The 24,555-nt window shown below is 63.8% G+C and carries 20 protein-coding genes and 3 pseudogenes; 16 read left to right on the top strand and 7 right to left on the bottom strand.

From position 1 onward, the window contains the following. The 4 genes and pseudogenes from BMX43_RS18010 to repA all read right to left on the bottom strand — a co-directional run. Positions 1 to 310: pseudogene (locus tag BMX43_RS18010) on the bottom strand (ParB/Srx family N-terminal domain-containing protein); the annotation flags it as partial. Between the two features lie 100 nt (positions 311 to 410). Further along, on the bottom strand, positions 411 to 1,613 hold the full coding sequence (repC, locus tag BMX43_RS18005; protein WP_245749531.1) for a plasmid replication protein RepC: 1,203 nt from the start codon (positions 1,611 to 1,613) through the stop codon (positions 411 to 413). A 292-nt stretch (positions 1,614 to 1,905) separates the two neighbouring features. After that, positions 1,906 to 2,898 (bottom strand): plasmid partitioning protein RepB, encoded by a 993-nt coding sequence (gene repB / locus BMX43_RS18000; protein WP_091303534.1) that lies wholly within the window; start codon positions 2,896 to 2,898, stop codon positions 1,906 to 1,908. A gap of 1 nt (position 2,899) precedes the next feature. Continuing rightward, entirely contained in the window at positions 2,900 to 4,075 is a 1,176-nt protein-coding gene (gene repA / locus BMX43_RS17995; protein WP_091303541.1) for a plasmid partitioning protein RepA, read from the bottom strand. A 713-nt stretch (positions 4,076 to 4,788) separates the two neighbouring features. Between repA and BMX43_RS17990 the strand changes: the two are divergent. From BMX43_RS17990 to BMX43_RS17970, 5 genes and pseudogenes are all read left to right on the top strand, one after another. After that, positions 4,789 to 5,659 (top strand): annotated as a pseudogene (locus BMX43_RS17990) (IS3 family transposase); the annotation flags it as partial. Positions 5,660 to 5,933: 274 nt separating this feature from the next. Next, positions 5,934 to 7,010 (top strand): IS110 family RNA-guided transposase, encoded by a 1,077-nt coding sequence (locus BMX43_RS17985; RefSeq protein WP_091303533.1) that lies wholly within the window; start codon positions 5,934 to 5,936, stop codon positions 7,008 to 7,010. A gap of 16 nt (positions 7,011 to 7,026) precedes the next feature. Beyond that, positions 7,027 to 7,323 (top strand): annotated as a pseudogene (locus tag BMX43_RS17980) (transposase); the annotation flags it as partial. Positions 7,324 to 7,483: 160 nt separating this feature from the next. Continuing rightward, complete coding sequence (locus tag BMX43_RS17975) at positions 7,484 to 9,082, top strand: GMC family oxidoreductase (protein ID WP_091303532.1); 1,599 nt, start codon at positions 7,484 to 7,486, stop codon at positions 9,080 to 9,082. Positions 9,083 to 9,145: 63 nt separating this feature from the next. Continuing rightward, entirely contained in the window at positions 9,146 to 9,829 is a 684-nt protein-coding gene (locus BMX43_RS17970) for a GntR family transcriptional regulator (protein ID WP_091303531.1), read from the top strand. 4 nt (positions 9,830 to 9,833) lie between these two features. Here the strand turns inward: BMX43_RS17970 and BMX43_RS17965 are convergent, their stop codons facing one another. Continuing rightward, positions 9,834 to 11,330 (bottom strand): aldehyde dehydrogenase, encoded by a 1,497-nt coding sequence (locus BMX43_RS17965; RefSeq protein ID WP_091303540.1) that lies wholly within the window; start codon positions 11,328 to 11,330, stop codon positions 9,834 to 9,836. A gap of 107 nt (positions 11,331 to 11,437) precedes the next feature. Here BMX43_RS17965 and BMX43_RS17960 point away from each other — a divergent pair, with 107 nt between their 5' ends. The 5 genes from BMX43_RS17960 (at position 11,438) to BMX43_RS17940 (ending at position 17,138) form a co-directional block, all read left to right on the top strand. Beyond that, a complete protein-coding gene (locus tag BMX43_RS17960; RefSeq protein ID WP_217643989.1) occupies positions 11,438 to 12,301 on the top strand; it encodes a transketolase in 864 nt (287 codons plus the stop codon). A gap of 1 nt (position 12,302) precedes the next feature. Further along, positions 12,303 to 13,289 carry a transketolase family protein gene (locus BMX43_RS17955; RefSeq protein WP_091303530.1) on the top strand — a complete coding sequence of 329 codons (987 nt, stop codon included), beginning with the start codon at positions 12,303 to 12,305 and terminating at the stop codon, positions 13,287 to 13,289. A 75-nt stretch (positions 13,290 to 13,364) separates the two neighbouring features. Further along, positions 13,365 to 14,600 carry a sugar ABC transporter substrate-binding protein gene (locus BMX43_RS17950; RefSeq protein WP_091303529.1) on the top strand — a complete coding sequence of 412 codons (1,236 nt, stop codon included), beginning with the start codon at positions 13,365 to 13,367 and terminating at the stop codon, positions 14,598 to 14,600. A 59-nt stretch (positions 14,601 to 14,659) separates the two neighbouring features. Continuing rightward, positions 14,660 to 16,150 (top strand): sugar ABC transporter ATP-binding protein, encoded by a 1,491-nt coding sequence (locus tag BMX43_RS17945; RefSeq protein ID WP_091303528.1) that lies wholly within the window; start codon positions 14,660 to 14,662, stop codon positions 16,148 to 16,150. After that, entirely contained in the window at positions 16,140 to 17,138 is a 999-nt protein-coding gene (locus BMX43_RS17940) for an ABC transporter permease (RefSeq protein ID WP_091303527.1), read from the top strand. The genes BMX43_RS17945 and BMX43_RS17940 overlap by 11 nt, the downstream gene beginning before the upstream one ends. Positions 17,139 to 17,190: 52 nt before the next feature. Here BMX43_RS17940 and BMX43_RS17935 read toward each other — a convergent pair whose 3' ends face one another. Then, complete coding sequence (locus BMX43_RS17935; RefSeq protein WP_091303526.1) at positions 17,191 to 17,973, bottom strand: shikimate dehydrogenase family protein; 783 nt, start codon at positions 17,971 to 17,973, stop codon at positions 17,191 to 17,193. Positions 17,974 to 18,063: 90 nt separating this feature from the next. On the opposite strand from BMX43_RS17935, the gene BMX43_RS17930 reads away from it, so the two are divergent. From BMX43_RS17930 to BMX43_RS17920, 3 genes are read left to right on the top strand one after another with little or no spacing between them, the layout of a single operon-like run. Continuing rightward, entirely contained in the window at positions 18,064 to 19,194 is a 1,131-nt protein-coding gene (locus BMX43_RS17930) for an iron-containing alcohol dehydrogenase (RefSeq protein WP_091303525.1), read from the top strand. Positions 19,195 to 19,204: 10 nt separating this feature from the next. Further along, a complete protein-coding gene (locus BMX43_RS17925; RefSeq protein WP_091303524.1) occupies positions 19,205 to 19,915 on the top strand; it encodes an SDR family NAD(P)-dependent oxidoreductase in 711 nt (236 codons plus the stop codon). 11 nt (positions 19,916 to 19,926) lie between these two features. Continuing rightward, the gene (locus tag BMX43_RS17920; RefSeq protein ID WP_091303538.1) at positions 19,927 to 20,901 is read left to right on the top strand and encodes a zinc-binding dehydrogenase; all 975 of its coding nucleotides are present in this window, start codon (positions 19,927 to 19,929) and stop codon (positions 20,899 to 20,901) included. Between the two features lie 66 nt (positions 20,902 to 20,967). Here BMX43_RS17920 and BMX43_RS17915 read toward each other — a convergent pair whose 3' ends face one another. Continuing rightward, entirely contained in the window at positions 20,968 to 21,903 is a 936-nt protein-coding gene (locus BMX43_RS17915) for a LysR family transcriptional regulator (RefSeq protein WP_091303523.1), read from the bottom strand. 160 nt (positions 21,904 to 22,063) lie between these two features. On the opposite strand from BMX43_RS17915, the gene BMX43_RS17910 reads away from it, so the two are divergent. From BMX43_RS17910 to BMX43_RS17900, 3 genes are read left to right on the top strand one after another with little or no spacing between them, the layout of a single operon-like run. Then, positions 22,064 to 23,245 (top strand): MFS transporter, encoded by a 1,182-nt coding sequence (locus BMX43_RS17910; RefSeq protein ID WP_091303522.1) that lies wholly within the window; start codon positions 22,064 to 22,066, stop codon positions 23,243 to 23,245. 19 nt (positions 23,246 to 23,264) lie between these two features. Next, positions 23,265 to 23,507, top strand: a complete 243-nt coding sequence (locus tag BMX43_RS17905) for an aldo/keto reductase (RefSeq protein ID WP_091303521.1) — start codon at positions 23,265 to 23,267, stop codon at positions 23,505 to 23,507. A 50-nt stretch (positions 23,508 to 23,557) separates the two neighbouring features. Then, complete coding sequence (locus BMX43_RS17900) at positions 23,558 to 24,538, top strand: TIGR03571 family LLM class oxidoreductase (RefSeq protein ID WP_091303520.1); 981 nt, start codon at positions 23,558 to 23,560, stop codon at positions 24,536 to 24,538. The last annotated feature ends 17 nt before the right edge of the window (positions 24,539 to 24,555 follow it).

Raw genomic sequence — 24,555 nt, 5'->3', positions numbered from 1 at the left:
GCAGCATCCCGCACGATGCAGGGAACCGGTGCGGTTTTCGCTAGCCGCTTCTGCTTCACCAGCAGCGACAGCGCCTGGAAGCGACGGCCACCGGCCGGGATCTCGAACATGCCGGTTTCGACACCATCAGCATCAAGCACCGCCCGCACGTTCAGGCTCTGCAGTAGCCCGCGGCGGGGATGTCCTCCGCCAGTTCCTCTACCGAGACGCCCGCCTTGATGCGCCGCACGTTGGACTGGCTCAGTACGAGCTTGTCGAAGGGGATGTCCCGCGAGGGGGACAGGGTAACTTTTTGGACAGCTTTGGCCATCAGGTCTTCTCCACGGCGGGCGCCGGAAGCCACTCTCCCGATCTCACTCCCCGTCCCTTCAATCTCAGCAACGCTCGTCCTCTTAAGGCGTTGGGGATGTTTACCCCAGTATACAGGTGCCAACTGCCGCGTCAGGTTTACCGGGGTAAACATCAGGCACACGCCAACCCCGCCGGATGGAGGCCTGTGTCGTGAGCGAACGGAACATCCGTATCGGATCAAGGTCTTCAAGCTGCGCGCGTTTGGCAAGCGAACGCAGGTAGGCGCGCGGATTTCGGATCCGACCGAACGACTCTACAAGCCCGATGACCGCCAAGGCACAGCCAAGCACACCCATGCTGCTGCGCGCAGTTTCGATATCGCCGGTTTGAAGGCCGATCGCTGGTGCGAGCTGCGTGGATAGTTTGACGACACTATCCCAGTCCCTTGTAGGCTCACAGGCGAATGTGGCGGCATTGGGTGCAAGGCTCATGCATTCGCCCACGGTGATATCTTCTGCCTTCTTGGCGTTCGTTACAGGTCCGCGATCTGGAAGGATCTCGGTAACGCCGCTCGTTCTCACGCGTTCAGAATCTAAATCTTCTTTATTCGAATTCTGAATGTGCCGGTCATTTTGGCTGTCGCTGGCGGTCAGAACGCTTGTCTCGCGCGCCTCCTGTGAATGGCTCGCGCAGGTTTCCTCGCGCAGTTTATCGACGATTGCTTGCAGATCGTCACTGGACAGGGCCCGCCGCAGGGCTCGATAGGCGGTTTCCGCGAGGTCGGGCGCAAGCAAGTGGCTGCTGTGGAACAACAGATCACGGATCACCGATCTGAGTGCCTTGCACCGAAGCGCGTCTTGTCGGCACTGTGCGGCAAGCGCCTGCAGATGGCCCCGTATCATGAACAGGGGCGATAGGTCGATGCCGTAGGTCAGACGAATTTCGGCGGCGTCATCGCGCACTTGGTATCGTTTGCCGTTCGGGCTTGACCGTCGTGCAAGCAAGCCGCCCGTTCTGAGATGTTCGAGGCGGCGGCGCAGGGTGCGCTCGTCAATCCCGTCGCAGCGCTCGATCAGGACACGGTTCGACGCGAAGACAATCCATTCGTGCGGACGGGCTGATCCCGGGACAAGAGACAACAGCCCTCTCAGGACCGTGACATCCCGATCCCGCAGGCCAAGGCGGTCACGGCATGTCCGGACAAGGTCGAGGAGCGACCAACGGGGGTCGGCCCCGTCCGGTTGTTGTACCTCCTGGGCGCGCGGGTTTCTCTGACATGAAGAAAGAGTGCGCCGTTCGTGCCGAGGCACGGGCGAAGACATGACATGTTCCATGATGCGATCTGCGGAACGTTCAGGTCTACCGTAGGGTGCCACAGCATGCACTACATCGTCGTCAGGCGACGCCCTTATCCCAGAAAAAGGATAAAAGATATCGGATCACCGCGATGCGATGTTGCGTGCGATTCGGGCCTGCGCTAATCTGCTCGTGCTAGAAGATGAGCATTCTCAGGGTTGGCGCCCTGTGCTTTGCGCGGGCCTTCCGGGTGGTTTCCATTCGGGAGGCCTATCCTTTTCCGACCCTGCTCCTCTGTTGTTGTCGTTGCATTGTCACTCAGCCTTTCGCTTTGAACTGAGCGAGAAATTCCTCATGGAGCCGTGAAAAGACGGTCTCCGCGTTCTGGTGAAGCCAGCCTGCGAAGGCGGCGTTGTGGGCCGATGGACGGAAGCCAAGCTTGCCTCTGGCCAGCTCCACCTCACCCAGCGCGGTGCCATCGTTTGCCTTGACCGGGACCGCTTGACTGGGCTTGCTAGGCTTTTGGGGCCGCGCGGTCGTGGCTTCGACAAGCGCAGCCGCCCAAGCGGTAAACCGTTGGTCCGTGGTGGACGCGGTGGGAAACGGGGCAGGGTGGATGGTCCCGACGTCGATCTTCTGCTCCAGCACTTTAACGGCAAGATCATACCAGCGCTTCCAGCCGACAGAGGGCGCGGCACCGATCCGTTCCAGCACCTCGCGCGGGAACGCCTCGCGGACCTTGCGCATGTGCGAGGTGTGGCTGCGGTTCACGTTCAGGGCGTCCTGCACGACGCGAGCATCATACCCTGCCTCTTCAAGATCGCCCGCAAACAGCGCCTTCTCGATGAAGGAGGGGTCCTTGCGCATGTTGTTCTCTTGCCCTTGGGCCAGCACCGCCTCTTCGTCCGAAAGGGTACGGATCAGGGCCTTGACCGGCGTTCCCAGGGCCTTGATCGCCGCAAGCCTGCGACGGCCATAGACGACCTGATATCGGCCGCTCAGTTTCGGGTGCGGCCGCAGAAGGATCGGGACCTGCTGGCCATGCTTTGCGATGCTGTCTCGAAGCTCTTCGATGCCGTCATCCAGGGGGCCGATCCGATCTTTCAACCCAGTGTCCTCGATCAGGTCCGGGTCGATGTCCTGCACAGACCGGCTGCCGACGCTGCGCAGATCGTTGCGGATGGCTGCAATGGGACCCGCCGTCTGGAACACCTCTGGCATCTTGTTGGACGGTCGGGGCAGGGGCTCCTTCGCCGCATCCTCGGACCGCGCGCCCGGCGTGATGCCCTCGAACATGTTCTTTCGGGCCATATCAGTCTCTCCCCCACGCTTTGTGGATGTCCTGTTCCAGCTCGCGCGCGACGGCGTTGATCGACTCCATCGCCCGGTCGTAGGTGTTGCGATTCATGCTGCCGCGACCGACCTCGAACAGCGTCTGGTGCGTCAGCCCAGCATCAGAGACGGCGGTCGATTTCAGGAAGGCCTCGGTCATCACGCGCTTGCCGAAGTTCGCTCGCAGCAATCCGGCAACCTGCGCCTGCGGGCCATCCGAAGGCTCAAACCGCGAAACGAGGTAGCGCAGGAAGTCGTAGTCCAATGTCATGCCCGCATCCCGGATTGTATCGAGAAGCGACGAGGTCATCGTCAGGAACTGGGCAAGGGACGCGACGTCAATGAAATTCGGCACTACGGGGATGATGATCGACGAGGACGCGACCAAAGATGACAGCGTCAGGAAGCCAAGCTGCGGCGGGCAGTCGATAAAGACGAGGTCATAGCTCGCCTCGACCGACAGGATTGCCTCGCGCAGGCGCAGGTAGAAGGGCGGTTCCGACCCCCTGCGCAAAGCATAGGGCGTCTCGGTTTCGTATTCCGACAGGATTAGACCGCCCGCCGCGATGTCCAGACCGTGGAAATAAGTCTTGCGGACCACCTCGCTCATCGGAAGCGGGTTCTCGTAGCGGATCGCGTCGTAAATCGTGCCTTTGTGCGTGAAGTCGATTTCGGGCCGCAGGCCGGTCATCGACGATAGCGAAGCCTGCGGGTCCATATCGATGACCAGCACCCGATAGCCGTGCAGCGCATACCACTGGCTAAGGTAGGCGGCGGTGGTCGTCTTTGCCGAACCGCCTTTAAACGAGACGCAAGAGATGATCTGCAAAGGCTCCGTCCCGACCCGACCACGCAGGTAGAGAGATGGGTCGCGCGTCGTGCGCGCGAGTGCGAGCCTGATTTGGGCAAGGTCTTCGGCGGAATAGAGTTTTCGCCCTCGCTCGTCGAGGGGAGCGTCAGGGATCTTGTCTTCCGCATGCAACTTGCGCAGATGCCCGGGTGCCATACCCAGAAACTCCGCTGCTTCACTTGATGAAAAGGTCCGAAGGAATTTACGAGCGTCGGGGGCGAAGTTGCGCTCCAGATGCATACGGATCGACTCATGCAGTGTTGATGCGTCACTCTGAAGCTCGGCAAATACCTGCTCTGCTGCCATGCTGCCCTCATGTATCTTACCGGTGCGGTTGATCCACACTCAGCGAACTCGTTCGATTATCTGTTCGTAGCGCAGAAATCTGCAATTCTCGCACTTTCCTGCTACGAATATGAATGCGCCAAGTAGGGCTGGGGCGCAAGATAATTCTACAGATCGTGCTCGATGACCGGCGCGGCGTGCCGCGCCATCCAGAGGGTGCCCAACTAAGTGTTTGAAATTTTGTCGTTTCGTCTGTATGAGTTCAGAATAGGCCTTCTATATGTTGTAGCAATTCATGTGGAAGGCCCTGCCGCATCGCTGCTTAGCTTCGAATCGTTAAGGGATCGGCCGGCTTTGATGATGTGACCGCCCCCCGACGGCATCGATGTGCCAAGGTGGGTCTGCGACGATCCGTGCTGGCATTAGTTGACGCCGCGAGGTGACTGCCCCACCCCAAGAATGGACATTCTGGGGCGGGGTGTCTCAGGTCGCGGCCATTGATCGGCCCGACGCAACGCGCTGGCGCAAGAGCAGCGATGCGCGGTTGCGCGGGTCGCCGCGTGGATAGCATCAAGCCCGGTCAAAGTGCGGCCTGCGCCGACTCTGTCGGCCCAGACCAAAGGCCCAGCGGGATAGTTCACGCCCAGGCAGAGGCGGCTGCGGAAATCTGAACAGCCGGGATAAGTGGATTTTCTGCGCAACAGCAGCATAATGCTGCGAGCGAGGAGAAGACCATGGCAAGACGACCGCGCCGGAACCACAGCCCGGCTTTCAAGGCGAAAGTGGCGGTAGCAGCGATCAAGGGCGAGAAGACCATGATCGAGCTTGCGCAAGAATTCGACGTCCATCCGAACCAGATCAAGCAGTGGCGTGACCAGTTGCTTGAGGGCGCGACCGGGGTATTCGGGGAAGCCCTTAAGGCGGAGCCGACCATCGATGTGAAGACCCTGCATGCGAAGATCGGAGAGCTGACGCTGGAGAATGATTTTTTGTCCGGCGCGCGACGCACTGCGCGGTGAGCGCCATCGGTTCGAGCGAACCGCGCAGGGGTCTGTTGCCGAGCGCAAAAAGATGATCGATCCCACAGCGTAGCTGAGCGTCAGCCGGTAGGCTATCGTGCTAGGGATCAGCCGGGGCAGCGTTTATTACAAGCTCCGCCCGGTGTCGGACGCCGATCTGAAGCTGATGCACCGGATCGACTAGCTGCACATGGAATTCCCGTTCGCGGGCAGCCGGATGCTGCGGGGTCTGCTGCTTCAGGAAGGGTTCAAGGTCGGGCGGCTGCACGTTGCCACGCTGATGAAGCGCATGGGCATCGCGGCCCTGTATCGCCGACCTAACACCTCGAAACCGGCGCCGGGGCACAAGATCTAACCGTATCTGCCGAGAAAGCTGCCGATCACGCGGCCCAACCAGGTCTGGGCGATGGACATCACCTACATCCCGATGGCTCGGGGGTTCATCTGCCTCGCCGCCGTGCTGGACTGGTTCACCCGGCGCGTTCTGGCATGGCGGGTGTTGATCACGCTTGAGGCCGATTTTTGCATAGAAGCTGTGGAGGAGGCGCTTGTACGTCACGGCGCGCCCGAAATCTTCAACACCGATAGTCATACGATCAATGCCAGTTCTCGGATGGTTTGACTCAAACACCGATAGACCATTTGCTGGGTTGGTGCCGCAGGGCTTTCTGGTGTGATCTGACCCTCACTCCGATCGATCCAACACGTGTCTTTCCCTGGACCTGTCGATCATCCGGGAACGCCCTGCGGCGAGGCTTTGCCTCGAAGGTGCTGCCGTGACCCAAGAAGGGCATGACCATCCTGTCCCTGCATCCTTCGGATGCAAAGAACAGACAGGCGGCCCAGGAAAGGATAATCGGATGGCAGCACACCCAGCAGAAACTCACGTCATCGGTGGCGTCGACACGCACAAGGATTTGCATGTCGCGGCTGTCGTTGATCATCGTGACCGTGTTCTCGGCACCGAGAGCTTCCCGACAACGCGGCATGGATATCGCTTGATGCTGGCGTGGATGAGGTCCTTCGGCGACCTTCGACGTGTTGGGGTTGAGTGCTCGGGAAGTTACGGCGCCGGGCTGCTGCGCTACCTGCAAGCCGCGGGTGTCGAGGTGCTGGAAGCGACCGCCCCAGACAAACTCGATCGCCGCCGACGCGGCAAGAACGACGACTATGACGCGGAAAGCGCGGCTCATGCAGCATTCGCGGAGCGCCACACGGTCACACCGCGCAGCCGGGACGGAATGGTCGAAAGTCTTCGGGTTCTGAGGGTTTGCCGTAAGACGGCTGTTCAAGCGCGCCGAATTGCGCTGGAAATGATCCAGATGACGATCGTCTGCGCGCCCGACAAGATCCGGGAGCCGTTGCGATCCATGACGCGGATGCAGCTGATCCGCACACTTGCCGCGTGGCGCCCCGATCTCACGGCATATCGCCAGGTCGAGGAAGCCTACCGGATCTCGCTCAAGCCCCTCGCGCGGCGCTATCTCGAATTGCATGACGAGGTCTCCGACCTGGACGACATGATCGGTGCCATCGTCAAGGATCTGGCCCCGGAGCTGCTGGCCCAAACCGCGATCGGTTTGAACAGCGCGGCGCAGTTGCTGCTCACGGCTGGGGACAACCCGGACCGGCTAAAATCCGAGGCTAGCTTCGCGGCATTGTGCGGCGTCAGCCCGGTCCCGGCCTCATCAGGAAAGACGGTGCGGCACAGGTTGAATAGGGGAGGCGATCGCGCGGCCAACAGCGCCATCCACATCATCGCCATCGGGCGCCTGAGACTGGACCCACGTTCGCAGGACTACGTCGCCAAACGCATCGCTGCGGGCCATTCCAAGCTGGAGGCCATTCACTGCCTCAAACGCTATATTGCCCGCGAAGTCTTCGGCATCATCATGAGGTGGCATCGGGAGATCAACCAAAGCCAGATCGCCGCTTGACTCTTAGAAGGGCGTCCAGGGCAGCCAGTTCACCTCGACCGAGTTCATCAAGGTGCTGGCCGCCCGCGAGATCCAGATCAGCATGGATGGCAAGGGCGCGTGGCGGGACAATGTCTTCGTCGAGCGCTTGTGGCGGACCATCAAATACGAAGAGGTCTACCTGCGCGCCTATGCCAGCGTGTCCGAAGCCCGGGCCGGGATCGGCCGGTATCTGACCTTCTACAATGGCCGCCGCCCGCATTCATCGCTTGACGGGAAAACCCCCGATCAGGCCTACTTCAACCAGCCGATGCCCGAAGGGGTGGCGGCGTAACCGAGGCGGAAAACTACTTAGAAAACGCAGGAACCTGTTCAGATCAGCCGAGCCACCTCTCTTCTCTTTCCACGCAATGCCGTTTTCAGGGTGGAACTTAAGTTGACCTAAGCGGCCCTATTGATTATATATCATATATCTAACGGGCGGGAGGCCAAGCGTGGACTATGTGATAGTTGGGGGTGGCTCTGCGGGCAGTGCTTTGGCAGGGCGACTTGCACAGTCTGGGGCGAAGGTGCTTGTGCTGGAATCCGGTCCGAAAGACTGGCATCCGCTGATTCATATTCCGGCGGGCTTCGTCAAGCTTCTGGATAGCAAGCTGCTCTACCACTACCAGACCGAACGGCAGGACGCGTTGAACGGTCGCGCGCCGATCATGCCACAAGGCAATGTGCTGGGCGGCGGCAGTTCCGTGAATGCCGCGATCTATATTCGCGGTCAGCGCAGCGATTATGACGGATGGGCGCAGGCGGGGGCGGCGGGCTGGTCCTACCGCGATGTGCTGCCCTATTTCCGCCGGGCCGAAGGCAATGACCGCCTGTCGGATGCCTGGCACGGCACCGAGGGGCCGCTCGGCGTTTCGGACCTGCGTCAGATCACCGATCTGACCCGAGCCTTCGTGCGCAGCGCGCAAGAGGCGGGCATCCCCTTTACCCCCGATTTCAACGGAGCGCGTCAACGCGGCGTCGGCTTCAACCAGACCACCACCCGCAACGGCCGCCGCTGTAGCGCCGCCGTCGCCTATCTGCGGCCCGCGCTGAAAACCGGAAATCTGGAGATTCGCACCGGCTGCCTTGTGACCCGCATCCTGTTCGAGGGCGACCGCGCGGTTGGCGTCGAATATGTGCGCGGCGGGCGGATCGAGCAGGCACGGGCGGCGCAGGAGGTGATCCTGTCGGCGGGGGCCGTGCAGTCGCCCAAGCTTTTGATGCTGTCGGGCATCGGCCCCGAGGCCGAGTTGCAGCGCCACGGCATCGCCATGCAGCACCGGCTTGAGGGCGTGGGCCAGAACCTTCAGGACCATCTGGAGTTTCCCGCCATCCGCCTCTGCACCGGGCGGCATGGCTATTTCGGCGAGGACAGCTTTCTGCGCAGCATCAAGAACGGCTTGCAGTATCTGCTGTTCAAGTCCGGCCCGGTGATGTCGAACGTCACCGAGGCCTGCGCCTTCGTCAACGTTGATGATCCGGAGGCAGAGCCAAATGTGCAGATGCACTTTGTTCCCATCGTTTTCATGGATGGCGATCAGGCGCCGGTGAAGAAGGCCGGGGCGACCATCAACCCCTGTGTGTTGCGCCCCGAAAGCCGGGGCGAGATCCGTCTGCGCTCTGCCGATCCGGCGGCGCATCCGGTGGTGGACCCGCGCTATCTGTCGGCGCCCGAGGATATGCGCCTGTCGGTCAAGGGGCTGAACATGGCGCGCCACATTCTGGCGCAACCCGCCCTCTCGCGGTTTGTCGAGCCGACCGAGGCTTTCCCCGGCGCTGCGTTGCAGGATGAGGCGGCGTTGCAGGCCTATATCCGCGCCAGGGGCAAGACGGTCTACCATCCGGTCGGCACCTGTCGGATGGGCAGCGATGACATGGCCGTTGTGGACCCCGAACTCCGGGTGCGCGGCATCCGCAACCTGCGGGTGGTGGATAATTCCATCATGCCGACGCTGATTTCCGGCAATACCAACGCCACTGCAATCATGATCGGCGAGAAGGCTTCGGATATTGTCCGGGGGATGACGCCCTTGCCACCGTCGAATGCCTGAGGAGGCCACCTTGCCGGGCAGGCCCGAGGCTGCGATGATGGGAAAACTGCCGTAGGGGGTGAGATGAGTCCGTTGCCGAAGATCGCCAAGGGCAACCTGTCCGAACAGGTCTATGGCACGATCCGCGCCTCGCTGATGGATGGCAGGTATGAGCCGGGCGAGCGGCTGACCATCGCCAGCCTTGCCGAGCAGTTGGGCGTGTCGATTACCCCGGTGCGCGAGGCGATCTTTCGCCTTGTGACCGAACGTGCGCTGGAAATGCGGGCGGCGACCTCGATCCATGTGCGCCGCTTGACCGCGCCGGAGCTGCGGGAAATCCAGCTGATCCGCCACCATCTGGAGGGCGAGGCCGCAGCGCAGGCGGCGCGCAAGATTGCGCCCGCCGGGCTTGCCGCGCTGGAGCGTTTGCAGGCCGCCTTTACCGAAGCTGCGGCGCATGATCCTCTGGAAGCGTCGCGGGTGAACCGCGAGTTCCATTTCCGGCTGGCCGCAGCCGCCGAGATGCCGCTGCTTTACGCCACGATTGAGGCGATGTGGGCCCAGATGGGGCCGCTGATCCACCTCTATCACCTGAACACGCCGACGCGGGTGCTGGCCAGTGGCGACCATGGCCACTATCCGCTGCTGCGTGCCCTTGCCGCCCGCGATGCCGAAGCCGCCCGCCGCGCCATTCAGGATGACATCGGGGTCGGCGTTGTGATGGTGGACTGGCTTGAGGCAAAAGGGGTGGCCGAAGCCACCCCCTGAGGTCTCAGAGCTCGATCCAGGTCGTTTTCAGTTCGGTGTATTTGTCCAGCGCGTGCAGCGACTTGTCGCGCCCGTTGCCCGACTGTTTGAAGCCGCCGAAAGGCACGGTCACATCACCATGGTCATAGCAGTTGACCCAGACCGTCCCCGCCCGCAGCTTGCGCGCCATCTTGTGCGCCCGGCTCAGGTCTCGGGTCCAGACCGCCGCAGCCAGACCGTAAGAGGTGTCATTGGCCACGCGCACCGCCTCTTCATCATCTTTGACAGTGATGGTTGACAGCACCGGACCGAAGATTTCCTCCTGCGCGATGGCCATTGAGTTTTTCACATCGGCAAAGATGGTGGGGTTGACGTAATAGCCCGCCAGATTGGTTTCGGGCCGCGCCCCCCCCAGAACCAGCCGCGCCCCCTCGGCCTGACCTTTGGCGATATAGCCTTCCACCCGGTCGCGGTGGCCGGATTCCACCAGCGCACCCAGCCGGGTATCGGGGTCAAGCGGATCGCCGGGGTGGATGGCGCGGGCCGTTTCTACCACGATGTCCAGAAACTGGTCCTGAATCTTCTCCGACAGGATCAGGCGCGAGGGGGCGACGCAAACCTCGCCCTGATTGAAGCAGATCGCGGTGGCGGCGCGTTCGGCGGCGATGCGCAATTCGGGCACGTCATCCAGAATGATGTTGGGCGATTTGCCGCCGCACTCCAGATAGACCCGCTTCATGTTCGACTGCCCGGCATATTGCAGGAACAACTTGCCCACCTCACCCGACCCGGTGAAAGCCACGCAATCCACGTCCATATGCAGGCCAAGCGCCTTGCCTGCCGTCGGGCCAAACCCCGGCAGCACGTTGAAGACGCCATCGGGAATCCCGGCCTCGGCGGCCAGTTCGGCCAGCCGCAGCGCGGTCAGCGGTGATTGTTCTGCCGGTTTCAGGATCACCGAATTGCCGGTGGCCAACGCCGGGGCCAGCTTCCACGCTGCCATCAGCATGGGGAAATTCCACGGCACCACGGCCGCCACAACACCAATCGGCTCTCGCGTGATCATGCCCAACTGACCGGGGCCGGTGGGGGCGATCTCGTCATACAGCTTGTCGGGGCATTCGGCATACCATTGCAGCGTATCCAGAACGACATTCACGTCGATGGTGCGACTTTCGGTGATGGGCTTGCCCATATCCAGCGTTTCCAGCACCGCCAATTCATCCATATGCGCCTCGAACAGGGCGGCAAAGCGTTGCAGCACCTTCTTGCGGGCCTTGGGGCTTTGGTCGCGCCAGACGCCCGCCTCAAAGGCGCGGCGGGCAGCGCGCACGGCGCGGTCCACATCCTCGGCATCGCAAGAGGCGACCTGTGCGATCACCTGCCCGTCGCGGGGCGAGATATTGGCGAAGGTCGCCCCCGAAGCCGCATCGACAAACCGCCCGTCGATGAAAGCCTGCCCCTTGAGCTGAAGCCGCGCGCGGATCGCGGCAATGTCGCTGCGTGTCAGTGTCAGAGTCATCGTTTCCTCCCGAATTTTCCCGGTGACATATATCATATATGATGCTACATCAAGCCGAAGCAAGGATTCGTTGCCGCCCCACGCGGTGACTGGAAGGGGAGGCTGGTGTGACCGCACCAATCAGAAACGACAATCGCCCGACCGAGGCGGAAATCGCGCATCTGCGCGACCGGGCGCAGTTCATCCGGCTGGAGACCATCCGCCTGATCGAGATTGCGAAGGTGGGGCATTACACCTCGGTATTTTCGGCCGCCGAGATATTTGCGGCGCTGTACTATGACGTGATGCGGCTGGAGGCTGATCCGAAGCACCCCGATCGCGACCGTTTCCTGATGGGCAAGGGCCACGCGGCTGTGGGGCTGTTCCCGATCCTGGCCGAGAAGGGCTATATCCCGCTGGAAGTGCTGAACGGCTATACCCGGCTGGGCAACCCGCTGGGCGACCACCCCGACATGCGCAAGGTGCCGGGGGTGGATTTCTCGTCCGGCTCCATCGGGCACGCGCTGTCGAACGGGCTGGGCATGGCCTTGGGCGGGCGGATGCAGGGCCGCGATTTCACCACCTTTGTCATGCTGGGTGATGGCGAGATGCAGGAGGGTCAGGTCTGGGAGGCTGCGATCAGCGCCGCGCACCATGGGCTGAACCGCCTTGTCGCCATCGTTGACCGCAACGGCTTTCAACTGGACGGCGCCGTCGATGACGTGATGGGGATTGAACCTCTGGACGCCAAATGGCGCGCCTTCGGCTGGGAGGTGCATGTGGTGGAAGGTCACGACATTGCGGAGCTGACCGCCACCCTGCGCCGCGTCAAGGCCGATGCCGGGCGCACGCAGCCCTGCTGCATCATCGCCCGTACGCTCAAGGGCAAGGGCGTGTCCTACATGGAGACTGAACCGGGTTGGCACCTTGGCTATCTCGACCCGACCGACGCCGAGGCGGCGCGGCAAGAAATCCTGTCGAAGGTGATCTGACATGACAATCCACAGCCGCCCGCAATCGCCGAACTCGTGGCATTACCGCGAGTTGAACATGAAGAACCCGGGGCTGGACCATCTGTCCAACGGCCTGATTTCGCTGGTCGAGGCGGGGCATCCGGTGGTGGCCGGGTCTGCCGACCTGCAATATTCCAACGGGCTGAACCGCTTTGCAGAGCGTTATCCCGACCGCTACATCGGCTTTGGCATTTCCGAGCAGAACATGGTGTCCGCCGCTGCCGGTCTGGCGACGACAGGGATGATGCCCTATGTCGCCACATTCGCCTCGTTTCTGGGCCTGTTGACCTGCGAACAGATCCGCATGGATGTGGCCTATTGCGCGTTGCCTGTGCGGCTGATCGGGCACCATACCGGCATTTCCATGGGCTTCTACGGCACCTCGCACCACGCGACCGAGGATATCGGCACCATGCGCTCGATTGCCGATCTGACGGTGGTTTCCACCGCCGATGGCCCGCAGCTTGAGGCTGCGATCCGCTCCAGCGCCGACCATGACCGCCCGATCTATTTCCGCACCGGGCGCGGGCGCGAGCCGGACCTGTATGATCCGACGCAGCCTTTCACCTTTGGCCGCGCCATCGAACATGCGCGCGGTGAGGAGGTGACGATCATCGCCTGCGGCTTGCCGGTGCATCCGGCGGTTCAGGTGGCGCGCAAGCTGGCCGCCGAGGGGCGCAGCGTCGGCGTGCTGGACATGGCGACGGTCAAACCCATTGACCGCGATGCCATTCTGGAGGCCGCCGCCCGGTCGAAATTCATCCTGACCATCGAGGAACACAACATCCTTGGAGGCCTTGGAGCCGCTGTGGCCGAGGTGCTGGCCGAAGAGGGCGGGCCCTGCAAACTGCGCCGCCACGGCATCCGCGACGAATACGCCCTGATCGCGCCGCCCAGCCATCTTTATGCCCATTACCGGCTGGACGAACCGGGGATCGAGGCCGTGGTGCGCGAGATCATCGGCTGATCTGACGACCCGCGCGCCGGGAGGGTGCGCGGCAAGGCCCGGGGCCAACCCGGGTTTCCACAAGGGAGAGAGAGCATGAAACACGTCACGAAAGCGTTTGCGCTGCTGGCTTCGGCTGCGCTGCTGAGCGGCCCGGCATGGGCTGAAGGCAAACACGAGATCTATACTCTGCTGCCGAACTCCGCCCTCTCTGGGGTGATTGACCCCGATATGGCCGACCGCAGCGCCATCGCCAAGGCGCTGCCCGTCGCACCGCGTGCGCCGGACGACAAGCTGGTGATCGGCTGGACCGAAATCACCCTGGGCAACCCGTGGTTCGTGGCGGTGGTCGATACCGCCAAGGCCAAGGCCGAAGAATACGGCTATGAGCTGGATGTGCAGGTGGCCGATGGCGACCCGGCCAAGACCAGCGCGCAGATCGACGCCTTCATCGCCAAGGGCGTGGATGTGATCGTGCTGGACCCGACCGATCTTGCCGCTGCGGCCGCCGATGCGCAGCGCGCCGTTGATGCGGGCATTCCGGTGATCGCTCTGGGCACTGTCCCCGACGACAGCCCGCTTGTGACCACCGTGCTGGCCAATCCCTATGGCAACGGGTTCGAGGCAGGCCGCTATGTGGCGCAGACCATGGGTGCCGAGGCGCAGATTACCGCCGCCGCCATTCTGGGCACCGTGGGCAACTCGACCTCGGAAAGCCGGGTGAATGGCCTGATCACCGGCATCATCTATGAGCGGTCCGAACAGCTTGGCCTTGGCCTGTCGAAAGAAGACGCGATGCTGACCGGCTTCAACAAGTTTCAGGAGCTGAAGAACCACGGTTCCTTCACCTATCCCGAGGCAAAGTTCGACGTGAAGGCGATGGGTGTCGGCTTCTGGACCGAAGAAGGCGGGCTGGATGCGGCGGAAGACATCCTGACCGCGCATGGCGCGACGCTGAACCTGATCCTGGCAGAGAATGACTTCATGGGCATCGGGGCGCTGACCGCGCTGGAAAATGCCGGGCTGAAGGGCAAGGTTCTGGTGGCCTGTGCGGCGGATGGGTTCCGCGTGGCGCTGGACCTGGTGAAATCAGGCGACATGCTGGTCACGGGCCTTAACGCCGGGTCGATGACCGGGCAGGCGGCGGTGGAACTGATCCACGAGATCTTCGATCAGGGGCTGGATGCCAACAACCTGCCGCTGGGGTCTTACTTTCCTTCGGCCATCGTGACGAAGGATACCGTGGACGAGGTCTATGACACCGACACCGCGAACCCCTTCTTCAAATACACGGTTCCTCCTTTCAAGACGATCACCGACCTGCGGGGCTAAGAGTGTCAGCACGGCGGGCCGGATCGCGGCCCGCTGCCACAAGCAAGGGAGGGGTTGTGATGGACCGGCTGGACATGCGGGCCATATCGAAAGAGTTTGGCGGCATTGCGGCCCTGCGCGGTGCCGGTTTTTCTGCCCGCGCGGGCGAAGTTCATGCCCTGATGGGCGAAAACGGCGCGGGCAAATCCACGCTGATGAAAATCCTCGCCGGGGCCTATGACCACCAGGGCGGCGAGATCCGCATCGACGGCGCCCCGGTGGCCATCCACAGCCCGCAGGACGCCATCGGCAAGGGCATCTCGGTGATCTATCAGGAGTTCTCGTTGGCCCGCCACCTGAGCGTGGCCGAGAATATCCTGATCAAGCAACTGGGCCGCCGGGTGTTGGTTGACCGCAAGGCGATGCGGGCGCGGGCGGCGGAATTGCTGGCCGGGATGGGCTTTGCCGACATTGACCCCGATCAGGTGGTGGGCGGTCTGCCGGTGGCCTATCAGCAGGTGGTCGAAATCTGCAAGGCGCTGTCGCGCGACTGCTCGATTCTGGTGCTGGATGAACCGACAGCGGTGCTGACCACCCATGAAGCGGAAAAACTGTTTACGCTGGTGCGGAAGCTGCGGGAACGCGGGGTCTGCATCATCTATATCTCGCACCGCTTGGACGAGATCTTTGCGCTGTGCGACCGGGTGACGGTGCTGAAAGATGGCGCGACGGTCGGGACATGGGACACCGCGGCGCTGGACCATGACCGGCTGACCAGCCTGATGATCGGTCGTGACCTGAGCGATTTCTTCCCGCCGCGTCAGGCCGAAATCGGCCCGGTTGCGCTTGAGGTGCGCGGCCTGTCAGCGCCGCAGGTTCACGATGTCAGCTTTACGGTCCGCAAGGGCGAGGTTCTGGGCATCGGCGGTCTGGTCGGCTCCGGGCGGACCGAGGCCTTGCGCGCCCTGTTCGGCGCCGATCCCCGCAGCGCGGGCGAGGTTCTGCTGCATGGCAGGGCCATCCGCATCCGCAACCCCGGCGATGCGGTGCGCGCCGGGATCGGCCTTCTTCCTGAAGATCGCAAGCAGCAGGGCGTACTTTTGAACCTGCCGATCCTGACCAATGCGATGCTGACGGCGGTCAACGCCAACCTTGGCCCGCTGGGCCTGTTGCGCCCCCGGGCCGAGCGGGCGGCGGCGCAGGCCCTGCGCGAGGAGTTGCAACTGAAAGCCGCCAGCCTTGAGGCCGAGGTGGGCACGCTCTCGGGCGGCAATCAGCAGAAGGTTGCGCTGATGAAATGGCTGGTTTCGGGCAGCGACGTGCTGCTGCTGGACGAGCCGACGCGCGGCGTCGATGTGGGCGCGAAGGTGGAAATCTACCGCGTGATCAACGAACTGGCCGCGAAGGGCGCGGCGGTGGTGGTGGTGTCTTCGGAAATGATCGAGCTGATCGGCCTGTGTGACCGCGTCCTTGTGATGCGCGCGGGCCGGGTCGCCGGTGAACTGTTAGGCCCTGGCCTGACCGAAGAACGGATCATCGAACTGGCAATGGGGCGGGCGCATGTCCACTGAAACAGCACGTCCGGGGGCTCTGGCGCTTCTGGTGAAATACAATATCTACCTGATGCTGGCGGTGCTGATCATCGCCTCGGCGGCACTGTCCGAGCATTTCCTGACGCTGCAGAACCTCTACAATCTGCTGCGGCAACTGGCACCGCTGGCGTTGGTTTCGGTGGGAATGCTGTTGGTGGTGCTGACGGGCGGGATCGACCTGTCGGTTGGGTCTGTCGCAGCCATCGGCGGGATGAGCGTGGCCATGGCGATGCCCGCGCTGCCCTTTGACGGCGGGTTCGCCTTGCTGATCTGCGTGGCCGGGGCGGTGGCCTTTGGGGCAGCACTGGGGGCGGTGAACGGGCTGCTGGTGGCGGGCTTCGGCATGGCGTCCTTCGTGGCGACACTGGCGATGATGACCATGGCGCGCGGGCTGGCCTATATGCTGTCGAACGGCCAGCCGGTGCGCTTTCCGCGCGAACTGCCGACGGCGCAGATCCTGACCACCTTCGGCAGCAAAGGCCTGCCCGGGTTGGGCACCCCTTGGCCGGTAGTGGCGGCGCTGGTGATCGTGGCCCTCTTCATCTTCCTGCTGCGCCGCACAAGCTGGGGTCGCCTGACGGTGGCCACCGGTAGCAACGAGACGGCGGTTCGGTTGGCGGGCCTGCCGGGCGGGCGCTACAAATTCCTCGCCTACGCGATCTGCGGCGGGCTCAGCGCGCTGGCGGGTATCTTCGTGACCGCGCGCACGGCGGTCGGCACGCCTGTCACCGGCGTCGGGCTGGAGCTGGACGCGATTGCCGCCTGCGTGATCGGCGGGGCGCTATTGTCGGGGGGCAAGGGCACGGTGGTCAATACGATGATCGGGGTGCTGATCCTGGGCCTGATCGGCAACATCATGAACCTGATGAGTGTTCCGGCCTATCCGCAGCAGATCATCAAGGGACTGATCATCATTTTCGCAGTGCTTTTGCAAGGCGTTGGTGCGCGTGCCAACCGTCGGGTCTGACCTCCCGACCCGGCCAGACTGCCCGCGCCGGTCGGACCGGCGCGGGCTTCTGTCAGGCCAGAAAATCAACCAGCAACCCGACCTGCTGCTCTACCATATGGAGCCCCTTGTGAATCGCCAGACCCCGCGCTTCGGCGGCGCGTAACAAGGGCGTCACATCGGGCTGCATCACCACTTCGGCAACCAGCGTGCCGGGGCTCAGGCGGTCGGGATCAAGCGGCAGCGCATCGCCTTCGTGCATGCCCAGCGAGGTGCCATTGATCACGAGGTCATGCCCGCGCGGATTGGCGGGGCCAATGCCAAGCCGCGCCTGCGGAAAGGCGCTGCGCAACTGTTCCACAAGAAGGGCTGCCTTCTCGGCTGAGCGGTTGGCGATGGTCAGGCTGTCGACACCGGCCGCAACAAGCGCATGGGCCACGCCCGAGGCCGCACCGCCCGCCCCGATCAACAGCACACGCCGCCCTGCCGGATCGTGGTCTTGATGGCGCAGCCCTGCAACAAAGCCCTCGCCATCGAACATGCCGCCGGTCAGGCTGCCATCCGCCTCGCGCCTGACGATGTTGCAGGCACCGACAAGGGCCGCCGCGCCCGTCAGCCGGTCACACAGGGTGGCAATGGCGGTCTTGTGCGGGATGGTCACCACCATTCCCGCCAGATTTCCGACTGCCCTCAACGCGGCCACGGTCGGTTGCAGCATCTGCGGCTGCACGTCCAGCGGCAGCATGACCATGTCAATCTGTCGCGCCGCACATTCGGCATTGAACACCTTGGGCGTGCGCACATGACGACAGGGATGGGCGAGCAGCGGGGCAAAGCGGGTGGTTCCTGTGATCATGGAGGGTGTCCTTTTTGGAGTCTTTGAAGAACGTGCTTGCGAGAGATGCAATATCATATATCATATATTATAAAGAATGGGCGGAGTAAAATGACGAATCCCCTCAATATTTTCGACGCCGCTGTGACGGTCTTCGGGGCCCCTGGGCGCTATGTGCAGGGGCCGGGCGCACTGGACCGGACTGGCCGCTTTGGCGCCCAACTGGGCCAACGCGCGGTTCTGGTGGCCGATGCGCTTATCCTGCCGTTGATTGAGGCGCGGCTTGCAGCCTCTTTCGCGACGGCGGGGGTGGCGCTGGAGGTTCTGGGCTTTGCAGGCAAACTGGGGGCGCAGACGGCGGCGGAATTGGCCGCGCGGATGGTTTCGGCCCCGCAAGTCGTGATCGCCGCAGGGGGCGGGCGGGCGATCGACGCGGGCAAGGCGCTGGCCGATCTGGCAGGGTTGCGGCTGATCACACTGCCCACCGTCGCCTCGAATGATGCGCCGACCAGCAAGAACTATGTGCTTTACGACGCGCAGGGCCATCTGTCCGAGGTGCGGCATCTGGCGCGTAACCCCGATTTCGTGGTGGTCGATACCGCGCTTCTGGCAACGGCGCCGCAGGCCATGTTTGCGGCAGGCCTGGGCGACGCCCTGTCGAAAGCGGCCGAGGCCGAGGCCTGTGCGGCGGGCGCGGGCACGACGATGTTTCTGGCCCGCCCGACACGGCTGGCCATGGCGATTGCCGGTCAGTGCCTTGCCACGCTGCTCGCCCATGGGGCCGCCGCTTTCGATGCTGCAGGCAGCGGCCATGCCACCCACGATTTCGAGGCGGCGGTCGAGGCGATGATCCTGATGGCCGGGCTTGGCTTTGAAAGCGGCGGGCTCTCGGTGCCCCATGCCCTGACCCGGGGGCTGACGCTGTTGCCCGGCGGGCTGGCCGCGCAGCACGGATTTCAGGTGGCTTACGGGCTGGTCGTGCATCATCGGCTGCTGGGGCAGGCGCTGCCCGATCCGCTGGCCGCCCTTTACGCCCATGCCGGATTGCCCTGCAGTCTGCGCGCCCTGACCGGGCAGCCGGTCACGACCGCCCAAATGCATACGGTTGCTGAAGCGGCGATGCCGGTGCGGCACATGCTCAATTTCCCGCGACCGCTCGATCTTGGGCAGGTGGTGGCCGCGATGGTCGCGGTCGAGGCGCAGGACCAGTCAGAGGCAGGCGCCCCGCGCGCCGCCGGGTGAGGAGACAGATATGCAGGTGAATACGGATACACGGCCCCTTGCCGTGGTGACAGGTGGTGGCACCGGCATTGGCCGCGCGGTGGCCGAGGCGTTGCTGGCGGGCGGCTACCGGGTGCAGGCGCTGGGGCTGGACCGGGAAGACGATCTGCCAGCAGCGATCGGCTTTGCCCGGGTCGATGTCACCGATACGGCGGCCTGTATGGCGGCGCTTCCGGCAAACGCTCCGGTGGCCGCGCTGGTCAATTGCGCCGGAATGTTGCGCCATCAGCAGGAATGGCAGACCGAACCGTTCGAGCAGGTGATGCGTGTCAATGTGACCGCCGGATTTGCGCTGGCCAATGCGCTGCTTGAACAACTGGTCGCGGCGCAGGGGGCGGTGGTCAATGTGGCGTCGATGTGGGCGATCTTCGGTTCGCCTGGTGCGCCGGCCTATACCGCCAGCAAGGCCGCCGTTGCGGCGCTGACCCGCTCTCAGGCCGTGGCCTGGGCACCGCGCGGGGTGCGGGTGAACTCGGTCGCGCCCGGCTGGGTGGAAACGCGGATGGCCGAAAAGGCCCGCACCGACCCCGAGCGCGCTGCCCGCATCGGTGCCCGCATCCCGATGGGTCGCTGGGCGGCACCGGGAGAGGTTGCCTCGGTCGTGCGCTTCTTGCTGTCGGCAGAGGCGGGGTATGTGACCGGGGTGATGATCCCGGTCGATGGCGGCTATTCGGTATGTTGAAGGAGCGCACGATGAAAGCCTGGGTGCATCACGAAACCGGCGGTCCCGAAGTTCTGCGGCTGGAGGATCGTCCCCTGCCGCAGCCCGGCCCAGGCGAGGTGCTGGTGCGCAACCGCGCCATCGGACTGAACCCGGTGGACTGGAAGTTCATCCTCTGGGGCCATCCCGCCTGGGACTGGCCGCATATTCCCGGCGTCGATGGCGCGGGCGAGGTCGCGGCGCTGGGTGAGGGGGTGGCGCATCTGGCCCTTGGCGCCCATGTGGCCTATCACAACGATCTGCTGCGGCCCGGCTCCTTTGCCGAATACACCGTCATTCCGGTGCGGGCGGCTATCCCCCTGCCTGAATCGCTGTCCTTCGCGGCGGCGGCGGCCATTCCCTGCCCCGGACTGACCGCGCGGCAGGCTGTTGACAAGCTGCCGCTGGCGCCGGGCGCGCAGGTGCTGGTGACAGGGGCTTCGGGTGCGGTGGGCGGAGCGGTCTTGCAACTGGCGCGCGGGCGGGGCTGGGTGGTACATGCCGTTGCCTCACAGCCGCAGGCGGCGCGGGTGCTGCGGCTCGGGGCCGCTACCGTGACGGATTATCGCCACGCCGGTTGGCAGAACGACTGGGCCGTCCGCATCAAGGACCAGCCGCTGGACGCGATCATTGACATGGTCAGTGGGGTCCATGCAGCGTCGCTCGCGCCGCTGCTGTCGGCAAATGGCCATCTCGTCTGCATCCAGGACCGGCAGGAAGCCGCGCCGCTGCCCGCCTTCACCACCACGATTTCCTTGCATGAGGTGGGGCTGAACGCGCTGCACGCTCATGGGTCAGACCGCCAATGGGGGGCCTTGGTCGCTGCCGGGGCGCAGATGGCGCAGGCCATCGCCGCGGGCCATTTTGACCCGCAGATCATCGAGGTTGCGGGTTTCGGCGACCTTCCCGGCGCGTTGGAGCGGCTGCGGGTCGGACCGAACCCCGGCAACCGGGTGGTGGTGCTGTAAACTTGGCGCCGAAAGCCCCACCTGTAATACCTGACGCGGATCGCCTTGAGCGGAAGGGGATCCGCGTCAGGGCGCTGCGAAGGCCGCCTGGCAACTCTGACCGCATTGCAGCAGTGTTTCCTGCAAACGCGGGAGCATGAAATCCAGAAACAGCCGCAGCCGGTGCGGCACATGCAGACCGCCCAGAAACACCGCGTTCACATCCTCGTTGTCGCCTTCGGCATGGGGCATAACCGGCAGCAACCGGCCCGCCGCAATATCCCCGGCCACATGGAAATCGCCCAACCGCGCAAGACCGGCACCCGCGATGCACAACCTGCGCAGCGTTTCGCCGTTATTGGCCAGCAGGCTGCCCGCGATCTGCCGGTCAACCAGCTTGCCACCCGCCTGCACCTGCCAGACCGGACGGGCACGACGAAAGTTGAAGCCAAGACAGTTGTGGCGATCCAGATCCTCGGCGCTGGCGGGGCGGCCGTGTCGCGCCACATAGTCAGGCGCGGCGACGATCAACCGATGCGCCGTGCCGATCCGGCGCACGGTCAGACCGGAATCGGCCAGAGGTCCGATGCGAAAGGCAACATCGGTGCGGTCGAGATAGATGTCCACCACCTCATCCGACAGCGACAGATCCACCACAATCCCCGGATGTTCGGCCCAAAAGGCGGGCAGCAGCGGTTCCAGACAGAGCGTTCCGAAAGCGACGGAGGCGTTCACGCGCACCGTGCCGCTGGCCTGCCGCGCGCTCCGTGTCAGCGCGGCCTCTGCCTCGTCCAGCTCGGCGATCAGCCGGGTCGCGGCTTCGTAATAGCGTTGCCCGTCGGGCGTCAGCACCAGCGCGCGGGTGGACCTGTCGAAAAGCCGCAGCGCCAGCCGGTCCTCCAGCCGCCGGATCAACTTGCTGACGGTCGAGGGTGTCATGGTCATGGCCCGCGCCGCCGCCGAAAAGCTGCCCAGTTCGACCACGCGCGCAAAGACGGCCATTTCGCCGATCCGATTGTCCATGAGGGTGCCTCCTGTTTGCCGAAGCATGGGGCATGCAGGCGAAGGGGGGAAGGGCCATCTGTGAACTTGGTTCACAAATATTGCGAAACGCCGCTGGCTTCTGTGACGCGCGGATAAGGCGGATAGTCAGCTTCTCTCGAATCTGAATGGAATCCCTCCCATGCCTTTAGCCCTTTTCGCGTTGACGATCGCCGCCTATGCGATCGGAACGACTGAGTTCGTCATCGTCGGACTGCTGTCCACCGTTGCCACCGACCTGAATATCACCCTGCCGCTGGCCGGTCTGATTGTCAGTGTCTATGCCCTTGGGGTGACCTTTGGCGCCCCTGTCCTGACCGCGCTGACAAACGGGATCGGGCGCAAACCCTTGCTGGTTGGCCTGATGGGCCTATTCACGCTGGGCAATGTCGCCGCAGCCATTGCTCCCAACTACGAGATGTTGCTGGTCGCCCGCGTTCTTGCGGCCTTTGCCCATGGCGTGTTCTTTTCGGTCGGGGCGACCATTGCCGCCGATCTGGTGCCAGAAGACCGCCGCGCCTCGGCCATTGCCATGATGTTCATGGGTCTTACCGTTGCCATCGTGACGGGTGTGCCCTTGGGGACGTGGATCGGCCAAAGCTTTGGCTGGCGCGCGACCTTCTGGGCGGTGGCGGCCATCGGCCTTGTGGCACTGATCGGCGTGGCGGCCTTGTTGCCCGCGACCCTGCGCAAAGCCCCGCCGGCGCGATTGCTTGATCAGGTGCGCGTGCTTGGCTCTGGCCGGTTGCTGATCGTCTTTGCCATGACGGCTCTGGGCTATGGCGGCACGTTTGTGGCCTTTACCTATCTCACCCCGATCCTTGAACAGATCACAGGCTTTTCCTCTGCCAATGTCAGTCTGATCCTTGTGCTTTACGGTCTGGCCATTGCGGCGGGCAACATTGTGGGGGGCCGTCTGGCGAACCGCAATCCGGCTGTTGCGCTGGTCTGGTTGTTTCTGGCGCAGGCGGTTGTGCTGGTGCTGTTCGGCTTTGCCCTGCTGTCGCCGGTTCTGACCCTGATCACCCTTGTTGCGCTTGGGTTCCTGCAATTTGCCAATGTGCCGGGCCTGCAACTTTATGTCGTGCAACTGGCGCGGGAGCATCGTCCCGAAGCGGTCGATGTGGCCTCGGCGCTGAACATTGCAGCCTTCAATCTGGGGATCGCCTTGGGCGCGTGGCTGGGCGGCGTGGTGGTGGAAAGCCCGCTGGGCCTTGGGGCAACGCCCGCCGTGGGGGCCGCGCTGGTGGTCGGGGCGGTGATCCTGACCTTGTGGAGCGTGCGGTTGGACAACCGCTCGCCGCGCCTGAACCTTGCCAGGTAATTTTCACAGGAGCAATGACATGCACAAACTGTCCGCAAATGGCGCCGCGATCCCGGCCCTTGGCTTTGGCACTTTCCGCATGAGCGGCCCAGAAGTGGCCGAGGTGCTGCCCGCCGCACTGACACAGGGCTTTCGCCATATCGACACGGCCCAGATCTACGGCAACGAGGAGGCCGTGGGTGCGGCGATTGCCGCATCGGGCGTGGCACGGGCGGATGGCCGCATCGTCAACCCAGAGGGGCTGGCCCCAAAATGGGACTGAATTACGCAGATCTGCCCCGCAGGCCTGACCATTCCTCAGAAGGCCCTGGTATGAATCCGAATGATAAACCCGACGCCCTGGATCTGATCCGGCGGAAGGACGGTGGTCTGACCCTTGGCATCGAGTTGCCGCTGGACAATGACTGGGCGCCTGATCGTGTTGCGGCAGCGCAGGCCGAAGGGCGGCCCTTTGGCGTGCCGGACCTGACGCAATATCGAGACCGGGTTGTGCAGGTCGATCAGGCCGGGTTTGCCGCTGTCTGGCTGCGTGATGTGCCAGTGTTCGATCCCCAGCGATTTGGCGATGCGGGGTCGATCTATGATCCCTTTGTCAATCTGGGCTTTCTGGCGGGGATCACCAAACGGGTGGCGCTCGGGACGGCGGCAGTGGTTCTGCCGCTGCGCCACCCCTTGATGGTGGCCAAGGCCGCCGCCTCGGTGGATCACCTTTCGGGCGGGCGGCTGATCCTCGGTGTCGCCTCGGGGGATCGGCCCGTCGAGTATCCTCTGATGGATCTGGATTTCGAAGGTCGGGGCGAGGCCTTCCGCACTTCCGTCGATTGGATGCAGCGGCTGTGGCAAGGTCCGGGGGTGCCTTGGCGCGCGGGCGTGGTCGAAGGGCTGGATCTGTTGCCCCGCCCGGTTCAGGCCCGGATTCCGATGCTGGTGGCAGGGGGTGGCCAGCAGACGCCGGACTGGATTGCGCAGCATCTTCAGGGCCGTTTTGCCTATCCTGAATCCCCTGACAGACTTGCCGCGCGCATTGCAGACTGGCGGCAGCGGCGGTGGACGCTTGGGCGCGACAACGGCATCTTCGTCAGCGCGATGCACCTTGATCTGGCGGAGGATCCGGCCACCCCGATGCAGCCCTTCCGGTTTGGCGGGCGCATCGGGCGCCAGGCCCTTGCGGCGCATCTGCACGCGATGGCAGAGGCGGGGCTTGATCACCTCGCCTTGCTTTTGCGCCCCTCGCGCCGCCCGGTTGAAGACGTGATCGAAGAGCTGGCGTGCGACATCCTTCCGGCGCTTTAGCGCCTGTTGTCCAACGG

This window comes from Gemmobacter aquatilis (assembly GCF_900110025.1).
GTDB classification, from domain to species: domain Bacteria; phylum Pseudomonadota; class Alphaproteobacteria; order Rhodobacterales; family Rhodobacteraceae; genus Gemmobacter; species Gemmobacter aquatilis.
This window is presented reverse-complemented; position numbering and strand designations above follow the sequence as displayed.

What these genes read in the sequence shown, in the direction of transcription:
- BMX43_RS17910 (WP_091303522.1), top strand. Translation starts at nt 22,064, where the DNA reads ATGCCTTTAGCCCTTTTCGCGTTGACGATCGCCGCCTATGCGATCGGA.
- BMX43_RS17970 (WP_091303531.1), top strand. Translation starts at nt 9,146, where the DNA reads ATGAGTCCGTTGCCGAAGATCGCCAAGGGCAACCTGTCCGAACAGGTC.
- BMX43_RS17985 (WP_091303533.1), top strand. Translation starts at nt 5,934, where the DNA reads ATGGCAGCACACCCAGCAGAAACTCACGTCATCGGTGGCGTCGACACG.
- BMX43_RS17945 (WP_091303528.1), top strand. Translation starts at nt 14,660, where the DNA reads ATGGACCGGCTGGACATGCGGGCCATATCGAAAGAGTTTGGCGGCATT.
- BMX43_RS17925 (WP_091303524.1), top strand. Translation starts at nt 19,205, where the DNA reads ATGCAGGTGAATACGGATACACGGCCCCTTGCCGTGGTGACAGGTGGT.
- BMX43_RS17940 (WP_091303527.1), top strand. Translation starts at nt 16,140, where the DNA reads ATGTCCACTGAAACAGCACGTCCGGGGGCTCTGGCGCTTCTGGTGAAA.
- BMX43_RS17900 (WP_091303520.1), top strand. Translation starts at nt 23,558, where the DNA reads ATGAATCCGAATGATAAACCCGACGCCCTGGATCTGATCCGGCGGAAG.
- BMX43_RS17920 (WP_091303538.1), top strand. Translation starts at nt 19,927, where the DNA reads ATGAAAGCCTGGGTGCATCACGAAACCGGCGGTCCCGAAGTTCTGCGG.
- BMX43_RS17905 (WP_091303521.1), top strand. Translation starts at nt 23,265, where the DNA reads ATGCACAAACTGTCCGCAAATGGCGCCGCGATCCCGGCCCTTGGCTTT.
- BMX43_RS17955 (WP_091303530.1), top strand. Translation starts at nt 12,303, where the DNA reads ATGACAATCCACAGCCGCCCGCAATCGCCGAACTCGTGGCATTACCGC.
- BMX43_RS17950 (WP_091303529.1), top strand. Translation starts at nt 13,365, where the DNA reads ATGAAACACGTCACGAAAGCGTTTGCGCTGCTGGCTTCGGCTGCGCTG.
- repC (WP_245749531.1), bottom strand. Translation starts at nt 1,613, where the DNA reads ATGTCTTCGCCCGTGCCTCGGCACGAACGGCGCACTCTTTCTTCATGT.
- BMX43_RS17935 (WP_091303526.1), bottom strand. Translation starts at nt 17,973, where the DNA reads ATGATCACAGGAACCACCCGCTTTGCCCCGCTGCTCGCCCATCCCTGT.
- repA (WP_091303541.1), bottom strand. Translation starts at nt 4,075, where the DNA reads ATGGCAGCAGAGCAGGTATTTGCCGAGCTTCAGAGTGACGCATCAACA.
- BMX43_RS17930 (WP_091303525.1), top strand. Translation starts at nt 18,064, where the DNA reads ATGACGAATCCCCTCAATATTTTCGACGCCGCTGTGACGGTCTTCGGG.
- BMX43_RS17965 (WP_091303540.1), bottom strand. Translation starts at nt 11,330, where the DNA reads ATGACTCTGACACTGACACGCAGCGACATTGCCGCGATCCGCGCGCGG.
- repB (WP_091303534.1), bottom strand. Translation starts at nt 2,898, where the DNA reads ATGGCCCGAAAGAACATGTTCGAGGGCATCACGCCGGGCGCGCGGTCC.
- BMX43_RS17915 (WP_091303523.1), bottom strand. Translation starts at nt 21,903, where the DNA reads ATGGACAATCGGATCGGCGAAATGGCCGTCTTTGCGCGCGTGGTCGAA.